At 60.4% G+C, this 15,951-nt stretch carries 13 protein-coding genes; 11 read left to right on the forward strand and 2 right to left on the reverse strand.

Annotated elements, in window-relative coordinates; genetic code table 11:
• Positions 1 to 24: 24 nt before the first annotated feature.
• The 7 genes from KGB28_RS20465 to KGB28_RS20495 all read left to right on the forward strand — a co-directional run bounded on the left by KGB28_RS20465 (position 25) and on the right by KGB28_RS20495 (position 7,776).
• Entirely contained in the window at positions 25 to 360 is a 336-nt protein-coding gene (locus tag KGB28_RS20465) for a YceK/YidQ family lipoprotein (RefSeq protein ID WP_223447540.1), read from the forward strand.
• Positions 361 to 525: 165 nt separating this feature from the next.
• The gene (locus KGB28_RS20470) at positions 526 to 2,283 is read left to right on the forward strand and encodes a carbamoyltransferase (RefSeq protein ID WP_150727926.1); all 1,758 of its coding nucleotides are present in this window, start codon (positions 526 to 528) and stop codon (positions 2,281 to 2,283) included.
• The gene (locus KGB28_RS20475; protein WP_223447542.1) at positions 2,267 to 3,397 is read left to right on the forward strand and encodes a glycosyltransferase; all 1,131 of its coding nucleotides are present in this window, start codon (positions 2,267 to 2,269) and stop codon (positions 3,395 to 3,397) included. Before KGB28_RS20470 ends, KGB28_RS20475 begins: the two co-directional genes overlap by 17 nt.
• Complete coding sequence (locus KGB28_RS20480; protein ID WP_150756755.1) at positions 3,397 to 4,293, forward strand: antimicrobial resistance protein Mig-14; 897 nt, start codon at positions 3,397 to 3,399, stop codon at positions 4,291 to 4,293. Before KGB28_RS20475 ends, KGB28_RS20480 begins: the two co-directional genes overlap by 1 nt.
• Before the next feature lie 8 nt (positions 4,294 to 4,301).
• Positions 4,302 to 5,744, forward strand: coding sequence for a PIG-L deacetylase family protein (locus KGB28_RS20485; RefSeq protein WP_223447544.1), 1,443 nt, complete (start codon positions 4,302 to 4,304; stop codon positions 5,742 to 5,744).
• Positions 5,741 to 6,895: a glycosyltransferase family 4 protein gene (locus KGB28_RS20490; RefSeq protein WP_223447546.1), complete on the forward strand. Its 1,155-nt coding sequence runs from the start codon at positions 5,741 to 5,743 to the stop codon at positions 6,893 to 6,895. The genes KGB28_RS20485 and KGB28_RS20490 overlap by 4 nt, the downstream gene beginning before the upstream one ends.
• Positions 6,892 to 7,776 (forward strand): glycosyltransferase, encoded by an 885-nt coding sequence (locus tag KGB28_RS20495; protein WP_223447547.1) that lies wholly within the window; start codon positions 6,892 to 6,894, stop codon positions 7,774 to 7,776. Before KGB28_RS20490 ends, KGB28_RS20495 begins: the two co-directional genes overlap by 4 nt.
• 68 nt (positions 7,777 to 7,844) lie before the next feature.
• Here the strand turns inward: KGB28_RS20495 and KGB28_RS20500 are convergent, their stop codons facing one another.
• Both KGB28_RS20500 and KGB28_RS20505 read right to left on the reverse strand, forming a co-directional pair.
• Positions 7,845 to 9,068 (reverse strand): acyltransferase family protein, encoded by a 1,224-nt coding sequence (locus KGB28_RS20500; protein WP_223447549.1) that lies wholly within the window; start codon positions 9,066 to 9,068, stop codon positions 7,845 to 7,847.
• Positions 9,068 to 10,930, reverse strand: coding sequence for a bifunctional O-antigen ligase/aminoglycoside phosphotransferase family protein (locus KGB28_RS20505; RefSeq protein WP_223447551.1), 1,863 nt, complete (start codon positions 10,928 to 10,930; stop codon positions 9,068 to 9,070). Before KGB28_RS20505 ends, KGB28_RS20500 begins: the two co-directional genes overlap by 1 nt.
• A 154-nt stretch (positions 10,931 to 11,084) precedes the next feature.
• On the opposite strand from KGB28_RS20505, the gene msbA reads away from it, so the two are divergent.
• From msbA to hldE, 4 genes are all read left to right on the forward strand, one after another.
• The gene (gene msbA / locus KGB28_RS20510; RefSeq protein WP_057712276.1) at positions 11,085 to 12,887 is read left to right on the forward strand and encodes a lipid A export permease/ATP-binding protein MsbA; all 1,803 of its coding nucleotides are present in this window, start codon (positions 11,085 to 11,087) and stop codon (positions 12,885 to 12,887) included.
• Positions 12,888 to 13,071: 184 nt separating this feature from the next.
• On the forward strand, positions 13,072 to 13,776 hold the full coding sequence (locus KGB28_RS20515) for a sulfotransferase family 2 domain-containing protein (protein ID WP_223447552.1): 705 nt from the start codon (positions 13,072 to 13,074) through the stop codon (positions 13,774 to 13,776).
• Positions 13,769 to 14,374 carry an adenylyl-sulfate kinase gene (cysC, locus tag KGB28_RS20520; protein WP_223447554.1) on the forward strand — a complete coding sequence of 202 codons (606 nt, stop codon included), beginning with the start codon at positions 13,769 to 13,771 and terminating at the stop codon, positions 14,372 to 14,374. The genes KGB28_RS20515 and cysC overlap by 8 nt, the downstream gene beginning before the upstream one ends.
• Before the next feature lie 102 nt (positions 14,375 to 14,476).
• On the forward strand, positions 14,477 to 15,898 hold the full coding sequence (gene hldE, locus KGB28_RS20525; protein WP_223447556.1) for a bifunctional D-glycero-beta-D-manno-heptose-7-phosphate kinase/D-glycero-beta-D-manno-heptose 1-phosphate adenylyltransferase HldE: 1,422 nt from the start codon (positions 14,477 to 14,479) through the stop codon (positions 15,896 to 15,898).
• Positions 15,899 to 15,951: the final 53 nt, after the last annotated feature.

The raw sequence follows: 15,951 nt of genomic DNA on the forward strand, positions 1-15,951 counted from the left end.
CCTGACGTTCTCGGAGGTCAGGCTGTGACGATCAAAATGGCAGTTTCAGCGGGTGTTTTATCAGTGTCGCTAATGGGCTGCGGAACCGCTGCCACCGTCCTGCAGGATGAAGCCGACGCAGCGCAGGGGCTGCGCAGGCAAAAGACCTATTGCCAGTCCATTCCCCGGGTCTACAGCGGACTGGCTTACGACTTCTGTGTATTAAATGCGCCACCAGACCCTACGGGTTTCCTTGTGCCGCTCGTTTTAGTGGACTTGGCCCTGTCTGGCGCGCTGGACACCGTGGTCTTGCCGTACACGATTTACCGGCAAAGCGTGGACGGCAGTATCTCTATCTATTGGCGACCTGCGCGCGGATAAAAATACCGCGAGGTCCCCGCCGCAGTTGCTTGCCGCTTGCGGCTAGAGGCTTGCCGCCGCTTTTACGCTATAATCCCGCCCTTTAGCTGTCTCTCGCCCATTGCGAGGGCACATTAATTTTTGAGGCGCTTGCGCCTGCATGCAGACTAAAGAGGCTAGACCCCTGTGGCATTGACGATTCTTGGCCTGTCCGGCGCCCTTAGCCATGATCCTTCCGCAGCCCTGTATATCGACGGCAAGCTGGTCGCGGCGGCTGAAGAGGAGCGCTTCGTACGCGATAAACATGCAAAGAACCGCATGCCCTACGAATCGGCGAAATTCTGCCTGGAACAGGCCGGTATCAAGCCGTCCGATGTCGACGTGGTCGCGATCCCGTTCGCCCCGATCAGCCTGTTCGGCAAGGCCCGCTGGCAGTATGCCAAGCGTTACTGGTACGCCCCGGACCGTGCACTCGACGCGATCCTGATGGGCAACCGTCGCTACAAGCGCTATCGCAACAAGATCGTCTGGTGCCTGGAGCAACTGGGTTTTGATCCGAAGAAGATCAAGATCGAGCCGGTCGAACACCACCTGGCCCACGCCTCCAGCGCTTATCACTGCTCCGGTTTCAAAGAGAAAACCGCGATCCTGGGCATCGACGGCAAGGGCGAATATGCCACGACCTTCTTCGGTTACGGCGAAAACGGCAAGATCCACAAGATCAAGGAATTCTTCGATCCGGACTCCCTCGGCGGCCTGTATGGCGCGATCACCGAGTTCCTCGGTTTCGATATGCTCGACGGTGAGTTCAAGGTCATGGGCATGGCGCCGTACGGTGACGCCAGCAAATACGATTTCTCGCGCCTGGCTTCGTTCGAAAACGGCGAGTTGGTAATCAACACCGACTACGCCAACGTCATCGGCCTGCGTCGCTACAAAGAGAAGGGCAAGGGTTATTACTTCTCGCCGAAGCTGATCGAGTGGCTGGGTCCCAAGCGCGAAGGCGACATCGCCGACGAGCCTTACATCCACTACGCCGCCAGCATTCAAGCGCTGTTCGAAAAAATTTCGCTGCAGATGATCGACCACTACCTGGGCGACGTGCTCAAGGAAACCGGCAAACTGGCCTACGCCGGTGGCTGTGCGTTGAACGTCAAGCTGAACCAGAAAATCATTGCCCGCGACGACGTCAAAGAGCTGTTCGTACAGCCTGCATCCGGCGATGCCGGCACAGCAGTCGGTGCAGCGGCCTATGTGTCCCACGCCCGTGGCGTACCGGTCGAGAAGATGGAACACGTCTACCTCGGCCCGTCGTACAGCAACGAAGACGTGATTGCCGCATGTGCCCGTCACGAGAACAAGCCGACCTGGCGCAAGCTCGACAACATGCCGGAGCAGATCGCCAAGATCATGGTCGATGGCAACCCGGTGGCCTGGTTCCAGGGCCGCATGGAGTTCGGTCCGCGTGCACTGGGCGGGCGTTCGATCATCGGTTGCCCGAGCATTGCGGGCGTGGCTGACCGCATCAACCACCAGATCAAGTTCCGCGAGCGCTGGAGGCCTTTCTGCCCGTCGATGCTCGACACCGTGGCGCCGCAGATGATCAAGATCGATCACCCGGCTCCGTTCATGACCTTCACCTTCGAAGTGGCGGAAGAATGGAAGACCCGCGTGCCGGAAGTTGTCCATGAAGATGGCACCTCCCGCGCCCAGGTGCTCAAGCGCGAATACAACCCGCGCTACTACGACATGATGAAAGCGCTGGAAGTGCTCACCGGCAACGGCGTGTCGCTCAACACCTCGCTCAACCGTCGCGGCGAACCGATGATCTGCTCGCCGACTGACGCCCTGAACATGTTCTTCGGTTCGGATCTACAGTATCTGATCATGGAAGACATCCTGGTGGTCAAAGAGGGCGCAAACGCCTATGACACGTTCGGCTGAACGTCATGTGCTGCAGTTCTGCCACGGCTATGACGGGCCGTTCCTGGACTGCGCACGGCAGTACGCCAGCCTGTTCGCGGGGACCGGTTATCGAGTGACCACGGTGTTTCTCACCGGGGTTGCCAATGCCGAAGTCGCCGCGGGCTGCGCTTCCGACGAAGTGCTGTTCATGGAGTACAGCTCCAAGGCCATTCGTGGCCTGAAGCTGGGGGCCATCGGCGATCTGCGCAAGATCGCCGCGTCGCGCAACTTCAGTTTCTGCATCGCCCACCGCTTCAAGCCGATCTATATCGCCTTGCTCGGCACGTCGCTGCCGGTGATTGGCGTGCATCACGCTTTTGACGATTACAAACGTGGCAGCCGCAAACTGTTCGCGCATATCTTTCGCAAGCGTTTGAGTTTGCTCGGTGTGTCCGACGCCGTGCGCGACGACATGCGCCAATGCCTGCCGAAGTGGCCGGCTTCGCGGATTCAGACCTTGTACAACCGTATCGATGTGGACGCCTTGCAGGCGACCCAGGTGTCGGCTCGCGAGGCCCGGGAAACCCTCGGTTTGGCGGCAGATGCCTGGATCGTCGGCAACGTCGGACGACTGCATCCGGATAAGGACCAGGCCACATTGCTGCAGGGCTTCGCCGAGGCATTGCCGGGGTTGCCCGGCAACAGCCAGTTGGTGATTCTCGGCAAGGGGCGCCTGGAGGAAAACCTCAAGGCCCAAGCCCGGGAACTGGGTATCGGTGACCGGGTTCTGTTCCTCGGTCAGGTGCCGGATGCGCGTAACTACTTCCGGGCCTTTGACGTGTTCGCCCTGAGTTCCGATCACGAACCGTTCGGCATGGTGCTGCTGGAGGCCATGGCCGCTGGTGTTCCTTTGCTGGCCACGGCGTGCGGCGGAGCGAAAGAGGTGGTCGAAGGCGTGGGCATCCTGTTCCCGTTGGGCGATGCCGAGCGTCTGGCCCAGGGGCTGCAACATCTGCTCGGCATGGATGATCAGCAACGCCGGCAGTGTGCCGAGTTGATGCTCGAGCGCTTGCGCGAACGCTTCTCCGATCGCGCTGTGCGCGATGCTTTCTGGCACTTGCCGCACGTTACCGAACTGGCACAGAGGGGCTGATGCTCAACCGATTTCAAGGCTGGCGCGAGCGTGGCTGGGCGGTAGTCGACGCCTCGACTTACGCCGAAACCTGGCAGCGTTATGGCGGCAGCGTCGCGACTCATCCCGTGGTGGTCGAGCGGCTGGCGCAACTGGCCGACATTCCGGTGCGTTACCTGGCCTGGGTGCAGGGTGATGAGGTCAAGGCGGCGATCCCGACCTGGGGCCGCGACCTGGCCTTGTCCAAGGACGTGCTCAAGCGTCGCGGCAAGAAAGGTCTTTTCGACCTGGGCAACGCCGAGATCATCCTGCCGGCCGCTGCCGATACCCAGGCGCCTTTGCGCCATCGTGCGCGGTATCTGTCGGCGCTGAACGAAGGCCGTTTCACTGGCATCAAGTTGCAAACCGAACAACTGGCCATGGCCCGCACGCCCGAAGAATTGTCGAAAAAATTTCGCTATAACCAACGCCGCGAATTGCGCTTGCTGGAAGAGGCCGGTGGCGTGGTGCGGCCGGTGTCCGAATTTTCCAGCACTGAGCTGGCGGCGATTTACTGCGACCTGTTCCAGCGCCGCTGGGGCTTCCCTGCGACGGGAGCCGAACGCATGGCCGAGGTCATCGAGTTGCTGCGCGAGTTGCTGATCGGCTCGGTGATTTTCCTCAACGATGCGCCGATTGCGATTCAACTGGTGTACCGCGTCGAAACTCCGCAGTGGATCAGCGTCGAGTACATCAACGGTGGGGTCGACCCCGAGACTCGCGAGTTCAGTCCTGGCAGTGTGTTGAGTTTCCTCAATACCCAAAGTGCCTGGGAGCATGCCCGGGCGCAGGACAAGCCGTTGCGCTTTTCCTTCGGTCGCGCCGACCGTGAATACAAGGATCGCTGGTGCAACCCCGTGCCGGTCTTCACCGTATGAGCCAAGCCATGAGCCGCAAACAGCAACTGCTCAAGCGCCATCGGCGCAATAAACGCATCGGCCTGTTGATTGCGCTGGTGCTGTTGATTGTCATGGGTGTGGCGGTGGCCTGGTGGTTGCCGCTGGTGCTGGCGGTTCTGGGCTGGATTGCCCACGAAGCCTGGTTTGCCGACCATCTGTTCTACTCACCGAAAGACGATTACCAGTACAGCTTTCCCCCGTACACGCCACAGCCCAAGGTGCACCTGAGCGGTGAACAGTTGCGGCTGGACGAGGGCGTGATGCTGGTCGACGACGCGACGCTGGTGCTGGCCCTGCGGGTGAAAAGCACCTGGCTGGGTCGTTTTCTCGATCCGGTGGTCGAGTTGGCGGGGGGCGAAAACCCTGACCGACAAACTTTCGAACGGGGCGTGAACGGCCTGCGTTACCTCAATCTCAGTGGTCAGGCTCAGGCGCTGTCCCGTGGTGAGCTGCGCTTGCGCGGGCGTTTCTGTCGGGTGTTCGGTGAGCCTGTGCTGTGGGCGCTGGAACATCCGGATTACCGGCGTCAGCGGGTGATGGTCATCGCGCCCCACGCCGATGACGCCGAGCTGGCGGCCTACGGTTTGTACAGCCAGGCCGACGAAACCTGGATCGTCACGCTGACAGCGGGCGAAATCGAAGCCGAACACTATCGGCAGATGGGCCTGAACAAGGTCGATGCAGCCCGCTTGAAGGGTCGTCTGCGCACCTGGGACAGCATCGCGGTGCCACGTTGGGCCGGTGTACCCGAGGCCCACTGCGTACAACTGGGTTATTTCTGCCTGCAACTGGCGAGCATGCAGGCCGCGCCTGCGGTGGCGGCGGGATCGCGGGAAGCGGACCTGAGCGACATCCGGCTGTTCCGTCAGTTGAATCCTTTCGCGCTGCCCGGTGATGCCGATGGCGCGCCGACCTGGAACAACCTGCTGGCGGATCTGCGTGAGTTGCTGCTGCGGGCCCGGCCCGAAGTCATCGTCCTGCCGCATCCGACCCTGGATCCGCATCCCGATCATATCTGCGCCCAGGCAGCAGTCCTCGAAGCCTTGCAAGGCCTGGACTGGCAGCCGACCACGCTATTGGGCTATGCCAACCACCTGCACGACAACGACCGCTGGCCGATGGGCGATACCGGTGATGGCATCGCCTTACCGCCCGCCTTCGATCCGGCCCAGCCGATGCAGCCTTATTGCCTGCCCTTGCCGCTGGAGCAACAGCGAGACAAGGCCATGGCGTTGGGCATGATGCACGACCTGCAGCCGGCGATGCCGTTCAAGCGTCGCTTGCGTCGGTTGATACAACGCGTGTTGGCCGGCCGGTTGCCGCCCACCTATGGCGAGAACGAATTCTTTCGCAAGGCAGTCCGGCGCCACGAGCTTTTGTGGTCCCTCAAGCACACACCAGGCAATGTTTCTCAGCGGGGAGAGTTATGAGTCAGCGGTCAAAGGTCCTGCAACTGCAGCCTGACTACAACGTCAAAGCCCATGATTTCGCCGACCTCGCGGAGCAAATCGTCAAGGCCCTGCCCAGTGATCGCTATGAAGTGACCGCTGCGTTTTTGCGCGGCAAACCCGGGCCGGGCGAAGCGGTGAGCCGAGCCGACCGTTCGGTGTACTTCGAATTTTCCGACAAGTCCCTCAAGGGCATGCGCCTGCGGGCCATGTGGCAGCTGTACAAGTTCTGCCGTCGGGAAAAATTCGATGTGGTGATCTGCAACCGCTTCAAGCCGGTGAACATGATGCTGGCACTCAACCGCTGGTTGAAAGTGCCGTTGTGCATCGGCATTTCCCACGGCTTTGGCGAGTACGACCGTTTTTACCGGCGCCGCCAGACCCAGCGCCTGATCGATCGTCACTGGCGCTTCGTTGGCGTGTCGCCAGCGGTGAAACAGTATCTGCTGGACTGTGACTGCGGCTTCACCGACCAGAACACCTACGCCATCACCAATGCCATCGACATCGAGCAGGCCGAAGGTCTGCAACACAGTCGTGAAAAGGCCCGTGAACTGTTGGGCATCGATCCGTCGGTGCGGCTGATCGGTGCGTTGGGGCGACTGGTGCCGGTCAAGGGTCATATCTATTTGCTGCAGGCCTTTGCCGCGCTCAAGGACAAATACCCCAATACCCAGCTGGCGATCATCGGTGCCGGCCGCGAGGAGTCGCGTCTGGCGGCGGAAATCGACCGCCTCGGCCTCAGCGGTCGCGCCCATTTGCTGGGGTTCAAGGAAATTGCCCTGCAGTACATTCGCGCTTTCGATATCTGGACCATGCCTTCTTTGGCCGAAGGTCTCGGGCTGGCGCTGCTCGAAGGCATGAGCGGGCATTTGCCGGTGATCGCCTCGAACGTGCCGGCCATGTTGCCGCTCATCGAAGGGGCTGGTGGCCTGGCGATTACGCCGAAGGATGTGCCGACGCTGCAGGCGGCGCTGGACACTTACCTCGGGCTGTCGGATGACGAGCTCAAGGCCAAGGGCGAGCAGGCCTTCCGTTATTTGCAGCAACACCATGACATCGAGGAGTTCCGTCGCGAATACCTCAATCTGATCGACTCCGGCCTGGAACAGGCCCGCAAGGAACAGCCATGAACGACGCGCAACCCATCGTCACGGTCATTATCGCGTCGTACAACCACGCCGCTTACATCGAGGAAAGCATTCTCAGCGTCCTCAACCAGACCTACCAGAATATTGAGTTGCTGGTGGTCGACGATGGCTCGAAAGATGACAGCGTCGAGCGGATCAAGGCGTTGCAGGCCATCCATGGTTTCGACTTCCGGGTCCAGGAAAACCAGGGGCTGACCAATACCCTCAACGGTGCGATTGCCCGGGCCAAGGGCAGCCTGATCGTGCCGTTCGGTTCGGATGACATCATGCTGCCGGAGCGAATCGCCACCCAGGTCGCGCATATGGACGGCAAGCCCGAGGTCGGCATTTGCGCCGGTAACATCGAGCTGATCGATGCCGACGGCAACCTCTACCCGGAGAAGCGCCAGCGCCGGGATGTGCCGTTCCGTCGCCTGGACTTCGATGACATGTTCCTGGAGCGCAAGCCCTATCCTCCGGCTCCCACCCTGATGATCCGTCGCGAAGCACTGGAGAAGGTGGGCGGTTTCGACCCGACCATTCGCCTGGAAGACTTGCTGATCGAGCTGAAGGTGACCCATGCCGGTTACTTCATCGACGGTCTGGGCGTGTTGATGGCGCGTTATCGCAAGCACGCCACCAACTCCTACAAGAACCACCGCTTCATGATCGACAGCATCCTGCGCACCTACGCGCTCTTCAGCGATCACCCGCTGTATGACGAGGTGCGCTACAAGTTTCTCAATTCCATGTTCCTCAAGACCGCCAACCGTGATCGCAAGCTGGCGCGGGAGTTGCTGGCGCAGATTCCGTTCAAGGCCTGGAACAAGAAAACCTGGCGTGGGTTGGGCCGGATGTATTTCTCACGGCTGGAGAAAGACTGAGCCAAAGGCTGGATTCAAGGGGGGCGGAAGGCGGGGCATTGTCCTCGAAGATATGCCCCGGCAATGGCTCAACGTTGTTGAGCCGTCTCCTCCAAAAGTTCTTTCCTCGGCTTCCTGTTCTGGCGTAACCAGTGCAGGGTTTTCTTGCCAGCATTGATACCGGGCTTTTCGATGTACTGGTAAGTCAGGCTGCTGATGATGATCAGCAGGCAACTGCACACGGCCATCAACGGCAGGAAGACCCAGGCTTGCCGGGCGTCAAGATGCAATACCGGCGGCAGTCGCTGCACCAGTACCCAGAGCACGAAACCGTGCAGCAAATACGTGCTGTAGCTGATCTCCCCCAGCCAGCGGATGCTGCGTGGCCTCAGGGCGCCGAACAAGGTGTTGCCGGACGCCACGATCACAAAGAACAGTGAAAGCAGCAGCAGCGCTCCCAGGTTGAATGCCCGGTTGAACGCCGTAAAGGCGATCGCCAAGGCAAGCAGGGCGATGATGCCCGCCGGCGGAGACAGGCTCCAGGCGACCCATTGTGGACGGCGAACCCAGTACGCCGCAGCGATGCCGCCGAGGAAACTGGCCAGGAAGTGCTTCTTCAGCGAGTGTTCCCAGCCGACCACCTCGTACAGGGCGTAGATGCCGATCAGGCACAGCACCGACTGCATCCGGCCGCCGCGATAAATGAACAGCATGGCGGCCAGTGGCAGGGCCAGGTAGAAAAACAACTCGTACCCCAGCGTCCAGGTGACGTTGGAGATCAGCATGCCGGTCTGGTGGTACTGGTTGACGTCTGGCCGGTCGAAGATCAGCCAGGCCAGGGTCTGGCCAATGAGCTGGGTGCCGGAGTCCTTGAGTTCCCAGTCCTGCAAATAGAACACACAGACAAACACGGTCAACATCAGCGGCAGGTAGAGCGGGTAGAGGCGAAACAGCCGGGATACCGCAAATGCCAGCCAGTCGTGTTGCCGCCCGTGGGTGAGCAAGCGGTCCCAGAACAGAAAGCTGGTGATCATGAAAAAGAGGGCGACGCTACCCTGGCCCAGCTGCGAGTAGAAGTTGCTCGGCGGAAAATCGATCACGCCGGTTTGCAGAAAGATCCAGGTAATGATCGAGTGGTGCACGAACACGCCGAAGGCCAGATACCCGCGTAAGCCGTCGATGCCGGCAAAGCGGCTTTCACCGCAATGCTCCAGCTGTCGGGTGAATCTCGGCACGCTGCGCAACAGTAGCGCAGCGGTCGCGATGGCGAGCAGGTAGGCCGTCATCGCGATAAGCGGGTTGGTTTCTATCATCAGTGAGCCTGTGCCGGAGGACTCCCGGCCAGCACGTGCCTGTGCAAATTATCCACGTCGGCTTTCGAAGCCGCCGCGGCGTATCCCTGCAGCAGCGCTTCGAAGTGATCCTCGAACAGCCAGCGCCGATCTTCTGCGTAGCGCTGCATGTGGCGCAGATTACGCCGACGCAGGGAAGGGCTCAATGATGAAGGGTAAATTCGCAGGTCGGCCAGATCGATCAGGCCGAACTCGCCGTCCTCCAGCACCAGCACATTGCCCAGGTGCAGGGAGCGGAAGTAGACCCCTTGCTGATGCAGTTGAGCCATGAATTTGCCGAAGCGCTCCACCAGTGCCTGGCGCACCGCCGGGGCGGTGATGCCTTGCAGGATCTGGCGTAGCGTGTTGCCCGGCAATGGAGAGTAGTGCACAGCGGTGCTGCCGTCTTCGAACCGGTAGAGGTCGAGGATGTGCGGTGTCGGGATGCCCATGCTGCGCAGTTGCATGCTATTGACCGCAAAACGATCGGAGTAGGGCGTGAAACTGCCCGAGGTATACCAGCGGCGGCGGCGGAACAGCTTGAGAAAGCTGCCATCGCTCAGGCGCAGGACTTTGGGGCCCAGACCATCCTCTTCGATGACCCTGGCATCGGCAGTCAGCTGTTGCAGGGCGCTTGGTGTCGCGGTCTTGATCGGCGTGTCCAGCAGGCGCCGGGCCCGTTGATTGATGCTCAATGCGGCAATCAGCGCCAAGGGGATCCACAGCAGGAACCAGTGCTCCTTGGGGCGAGAGATAATCCCGCCACCTTCCGTCAGGCCTGCGCCGATACCGAAGGCCAGCCAGGCTGAGGCAATGACAAACAGCGGTTGCACGCGATGGCGCCAGCTACTGATGAAGCTCCACGCGAGGAAGAACAGCCATGGCAGCAGACCGATAATGCCAACGTAGTAGAGCACGCCCAGGGCAAAACTATGGGGTTCCTGAAGGCTGTAGCCGACGCCGGGGTCCAGGGTCAGTCTGGCGTTGTAGCCGTGCCCGATCCATGGGTGCTCAGCGATCCTGCCCAGGGTCAATTGCCAGAGCTCGATGCGGAAGGAACTGCCTCTTTCGATGATCTTGTCCGCAAACAACGCGAAAGTCGCCGTACCGGCGATGAACATGGCGCCAAGCATGAAGACCGAGCGTCGATTCCAGCAGATGAAACACAGCCATAGCGCAGCCAGCGTCAGTGCAACCAGTGGGGTCCTGGAACCGGTGGCCAGCACTGTGGCGAACATGATCGCCATCGCCGGTATGCTCAACCAAAGTATCTGGCGTCGCCTGCAGGTCATGCTCAGGCTCAGCCAGTAGGTACAGAAGAAGCCGAATAGGTGGGAACTGAGCAGTGGATTGTCGAAAGCGCCTACACCGATCAGACGCATTTCCGGTTGGTAGAACTGGTCGAACCTGTACAGGTTGTAGGTAGAGACGACCAGCGCCACCGTCGCGGCGCAGAACAGCAGGGGCTGGATGATTTCGCTGCGATAGCGCACCAGCAGGTAGCAGCCAACGAACAGCATCAGGGTATGCAATGACGGTTTGAAGTGACCAGGCTCGATGTCGTCGCCCGGCCCCCAGTACAGGCTGAGCAGTGCCCACGCCACAAACAACAGAGCTGCGATGACGATCGGTTCGTGCAGCAGTTCTTTGCTGAGCCGCGGTCGCAGGCACAGTGCAATCAGTGCCGGTATGCTGAACAGGCCATAGTAAAGCTTGTGAAGCACACTGCGCCCCGGCAGGAAAAACAGCGCACAAAGCAGCAATAAATAACCGAGCGGAAGGATCCACAGACAAATGAAATCGAAGATTCTATTGGACGTGCTGTTCAAAGCGTTTAATTGCATGCTGAGTAACTTATTCCTGAATTGAGCGACCATACCAAGGCAGGGACATCTGGTGGCTATTTGACGCGCCACAATACACAGACTGTATGCGATTGCCAGAACCCTGGGGAAGCTGTGGTAAAGTCAGCGTCCTTTTCATCGACATTCGCGTGATATGACCGACTCCAGTCTCTGCGCAAGCCCATCGAGCTTGAAAATCTACTTCCGCCTGCTCGGCTATGTCCGGCCGTACATCAGCCTGTTCCTGATCAGCATCGTCGGTTTTCTGATTTTCGCTTCGACGCAGCCAATGCTGGGCTACATCCTCAAGTACTTCGTCGACGGTCTATCCAACCCTGAAGCGGTGCTGTTTCCAACCGTGCCCTACCTGCGGGATCTGCAACTGCTGCAAGCGGTGCCATTGTTGATCATCCTCATCGCCGCGTGGCAGGGGTTGGGGTCGTACCTGGGCAACTACTTCCTGGCCAAGGTTTCCCTGGGCCTGGTCCATGACTTGCGGGTCCAGTTGTTCAACAACCTGCTGGTGCTGCCAAACCGGTATTTCGACAAGCATAACTCGGGGCACCTGATTTCACGTATCACCTTCAACGTGACCATGGTTACGGGGGCGGCAACAGATGCGATCAAGGTCGTAATCCGTGAAGGCATGACGGTGATCTTCCTGTTTGCCTCGCTGTTGTACATGAACTGGCGTCTGACGCTGGTCATGGTCGCCATCCTGCCGCTGATCGCCCTCATGGTGCGCACGGCCAGCAAGAAATTCCGCAAGCAGAGCAAGAAAATCCAGCTGGCCATGGGGGATGTGACGCATGTGGCGTCCGAAACGATCCAGGGTTATCGCGTGGTACGCAGCTTCGGCGGTGAAAAATACGAAGAGAAACGCTTCTTCGACGCCAGCCAGGGCAACACCGACAAGCAATTGCGCATGACCCGCACCGGCGCCATCTACACGCCGTTGCTGCAATTGGTGATCTACACCGCCATGGCTGTGCTGATGTTCCTGGTGCTGTTCCTGCGGGGCGATGCGTCCGCCGGCGACATGGTGGCCTACATCACCCTGGCTGGCTTGCTGCCCAAGCCGATTCGCCAGCTGTCCGAAGTCAGCTCGACCATCCAGAAAGGTGTGGCCGGCGCTGAAAGTATCTTCGAACAACTGGATGTCCAGCCTGAAGTCGATACCGGCACCGTCGAGCGTGATGTCGTCAGCGGTCGCCTGGACGTGCGCAACCTCAGCTTTACCTACCCTGACACCGAGCGTCAGGTGCTCAATGACATCAGTTTCTCGGTCGAGCCCGGGCAAATGGTGGCGCTGGTGGGACGTTCGGGTAGCGGCAAGTCGACCCTGGCCAACCTGATTCCGCGTTTCTATCACCACGACAAGGGCGAAATCCTCATCGATGGCGTCGAAGTGGAGCAGTACAAGTTGTTGAACCTGCGTCGGCATATCGCCCAGGTGACCCAGCACGTGACCCTGTTCAGCGACACCGTGGCCAACAACATCGCCTATGGCGACTTGGCTGGCGCCCCCCGTGAAGACATTGAAAAAGCGGCCAAAGATGCCTACGCGATGGACTTCATTGCCCAATTGCCCGAAGGCCTGGACACCCAGGTTGGGGAAAACGGCGTGCTGCTGTCCGGTGGCCAGCGCCAGCGCCTGGCAATTGCCCGGGCACTGTTGAAAAATGCTCCGCTGCTGATTCTCGATGAGGCGACTTCGGCACTCGATACCGAGTCCGAGCGGCATATTCAGGCAGCCCTGGATCAGGTCATGAAAGGTCGTACCACGCTGGTGATCGCTCACCGCCTGTCGACCATCGAGAAGGCAGACCTGATCCTGGTCATGGATCAGGGGAAAATCGTCGAGCGCGGCACCCATGAACAACTGCTGGCGCAAAACGGCTACTACTCGCGCCTCAACGCGATGGGCCTCGACGCCCCGGCCGAAGACATCGCCTGACCCCGAAAGGGCGAGCCTGGCTCGCCCTTTCGCACACCCGGCGTGCAACGCGTCCGGTGATTTGTATCCAGACCTTTACGCTTCTTGACCAAACCTGAATAAATCTCGGCAACGCGCTTGTTAAGGTTCCTGAACGAACTTTGACTTGAATCGAGAGGGCCATCCCTTTCGCGCGGGTGTCTCTATGTTGCAACGTTATCTCTGGAAGCTGTTGCCCAAATCGCAACGGGCTTTTCTGCTGGGGCGCCTGTCGGTCGTGGACCGTCAAGTGGTGAACAAGTCGATGTCGGCCAGCGTCAGTTTCCCCAAACCCTTCGAGCAGCGTTCATGTCTGTTCATCCACGTCCCAAAATGTGCCGGCAGCAGTGTCTGTGCGGCCATGTTTGACGACTGGAGCCCGGGCCATTTGCCGTTGTACTGGTACGAGCAGCAATTTCCCGAGCAGTTTGCCGCCAGCTTCAAGTTCGCGTTCGTTCGCGATCCCCTGGAAAGGGCCTACTCGGCCTACGCATTCCTGAAGGGCAATGCCTTGGGGAAACGGGATCACGCGGCGCAGAAACTGGTCAGCCACTACCGTGACTTTGACGACTTCGTCGGCCGCTGGCTGCACCCGGAGACGATCCAGCGGCAATTACACTTCGCCGCGCAAACGGATTTCCTGACGGATTCCATGGGGCATCTGGCGCTGGATTTCGTCGGCTGCCAGGAACATCTGGAGCGGGATTTCAGGCTGGTTTGCGAGCAAGTGGGCTATCCGGTGGAACTGCCCCATGTGAACCGGTCGCAGCAGCGGCGCCCGATGCTGGCGCGCGAGTTCTGCACGGTACGCACCCGCAGGCTGGTGCGGCGGGTCTATCAGCGTGATTACGAGATGCTTGGATATGAATGAAGCCGTGTCGTTGTCCCGCCACACGATCAGACCCTACCCGTTATTGCTGTCGAGCGAGGACCGCGCGGCCCTCAAGTCGCAGACACCACGCTGTCTCTGGCTGACGGGGTTGTCAGGTGCCGGCAAGTCGACCCTGGCCAATGCCCTGGAATTGCAACTCAATCAACAGGGGCTGCACACGTTCGTGCTCGATGGCGACAACCTGCGCGCCGGTCTGTGTCGTGATCTGGGGATGGGGGCTGAATGTCGGCGGGAAAATATCCGGCGCACCGCCGAGGTGGCGCGCCTGATGGTCGACGCGGGGCTGATTGTGATCGTTGCGGCAATCTCGCCGTTCCGCGCCGAGCGTGAGGCGGCGCGTCGATTGTTTTCCGACGGAAATTTCATCGAGGTATTTGTGAGCACGCCGTTCGCGGTTTGCGCGCAACGTGATCCCAAGGGATTGTATCGAGCTGCCCGGGAAGGCCTGATCAAGGATTTCACCGGCATCGACAGTCCCTACGAGGCGCCGCTGCACGCGGAGTGCGAAATCGATACACAGGCGATGGAAATGAGTGAGGCGTGTCGTCGTCTGGCGGCTTTCTTGCTCAAAAAATGAGCAATAAAACCCGGCGAATCATCCGGTTGCAGCCACCACACAAGCCGACACCAACCCTGTGTTAATATCGCGCCCCTGTTCATTCTGTATGTGGGTTGCACCATGAAGTTGTCCATGCCGCGATTCGATCAAGCCCCTGTCTTGGTAGTCGGCGATGTCATGCTCGACCGTTACTGGCATGGTGGTACCTCACGGATTTCTCCTGAGGCGCCGGTGCCGGTGGTCAAGGTCGATCACATCGAAGACCGCCCGGGCGGTGCTGCCAACGTTGCCTTGAACATTGCCGCCCTGGGGGCTCCGGCCTCGCTGGTCGGTGTCACCGGCGACGATGAAGCCGCCAACAGCCTGGTCAACAGCCTCAAGGGCGCCGGCGTGCGGGCCATTTTCCAGCGCATTGTGCACCAGCCGACCATCGTCAAGCTGCGGGTCATGAGCCGTCACCAGCAACTGCTGCGTATCGACTTCGAAGAACCCTTCGCCACCGACGCGCTGGCGCTGGCCGCGCAGGTCGACGAGTTGCTCGAAGGCATCAAGGTGCTGGTGCTGTCCGACTACGGCAAAGGCGCGCTGAAAAACCATCAGGCGCTGATCCAGGCCGCCCGTGCCCGCGGCATTCCGGTGCTGGCCGATCCCAAGGGCAAGGATTTCTCGATCTACCGCGGTGCGAGCCTGATCACGCCAAACCTCAACGAATTCGAAACCATCGTCGGTGGTTGCGCCGATGAGCACGAATTGGTGAGCAAGGGCGCGCAGCTGATGCACGACCTGGACCTCGGTGCCTTGCTGGTGACCCGTGGCGAGCACGGCATGACCTTGCTGCGCCCGGATCATCCGGCGCTGCACTTGCCGGCCCGGGCCCGTGAAGTGTTCGACGTGACCGGTGCCGGCGATACGGTGATTTCCACCCTGGCGGCCGCGATTGCCGCTGGCGAAGAACTGCCCCACGCGGTGGCGCTGGCCAACTTGGCGGCGGGCATCGTGGTCGGCAAACTCGGTACGGCGGCCATCAGTGCGCCGGAACTGCGTCGTGCGATTCAGCGCGAGGAGGGTTCCGAACGCGGTGTACTGGGCCTTGAGCAGCTGTTGCTGGCGGTCGATGATGCCCGCGCGCACAACGAGCGGATCGTGTTCACCAACGGTTGTTTCGACATCCTGCACGCTGGTCACGTGACCTATCTGGAGCAGGCGCGGGCCCAGGGCGATCGCCTGATCGTCGCGATCAACGACGATGCTTCGGTCAGTCGCCTGAAAGGGCCGGGCCGTCCGATCAACAGTGTCGACCGGCGCATGGCCGTACTGGCCGGCCTGGGTGCGGTGGACTGGGTCATCAGTTTCTCGGAAGGCACTCCGGAAAGCCTGCTGAGCGCGGTCAAGCCGGACGTGCTGGTCAAGGGCGGCGACTACGGAATCGACCAGGTGGTCGGCGCGGACATCGTGACGGCCTATGGCGGTACCGTGAAAGTGCTGGGGCTGGTGGAGAACAGCTCCACTACCGCGATTGTCGAGAAGATCCGCAAGTCCTGAATGTGGCGCGGGTTTGTTGTGGCCAGGGGGCAAGCCCCTGGTCACAACAAACC

The organism is Pseudomonas sp. BF-R-19 (assembly GCF_019956445.1).
Taxonomy (GTDB): domain Bacteria; phylum Pseudomonadota; class Gammaproteobacteria; order Pseudomonadales; family Pseudomonadaceae; genus Aquipseudomonas; species Aquipseudomonas fluorescens_BH.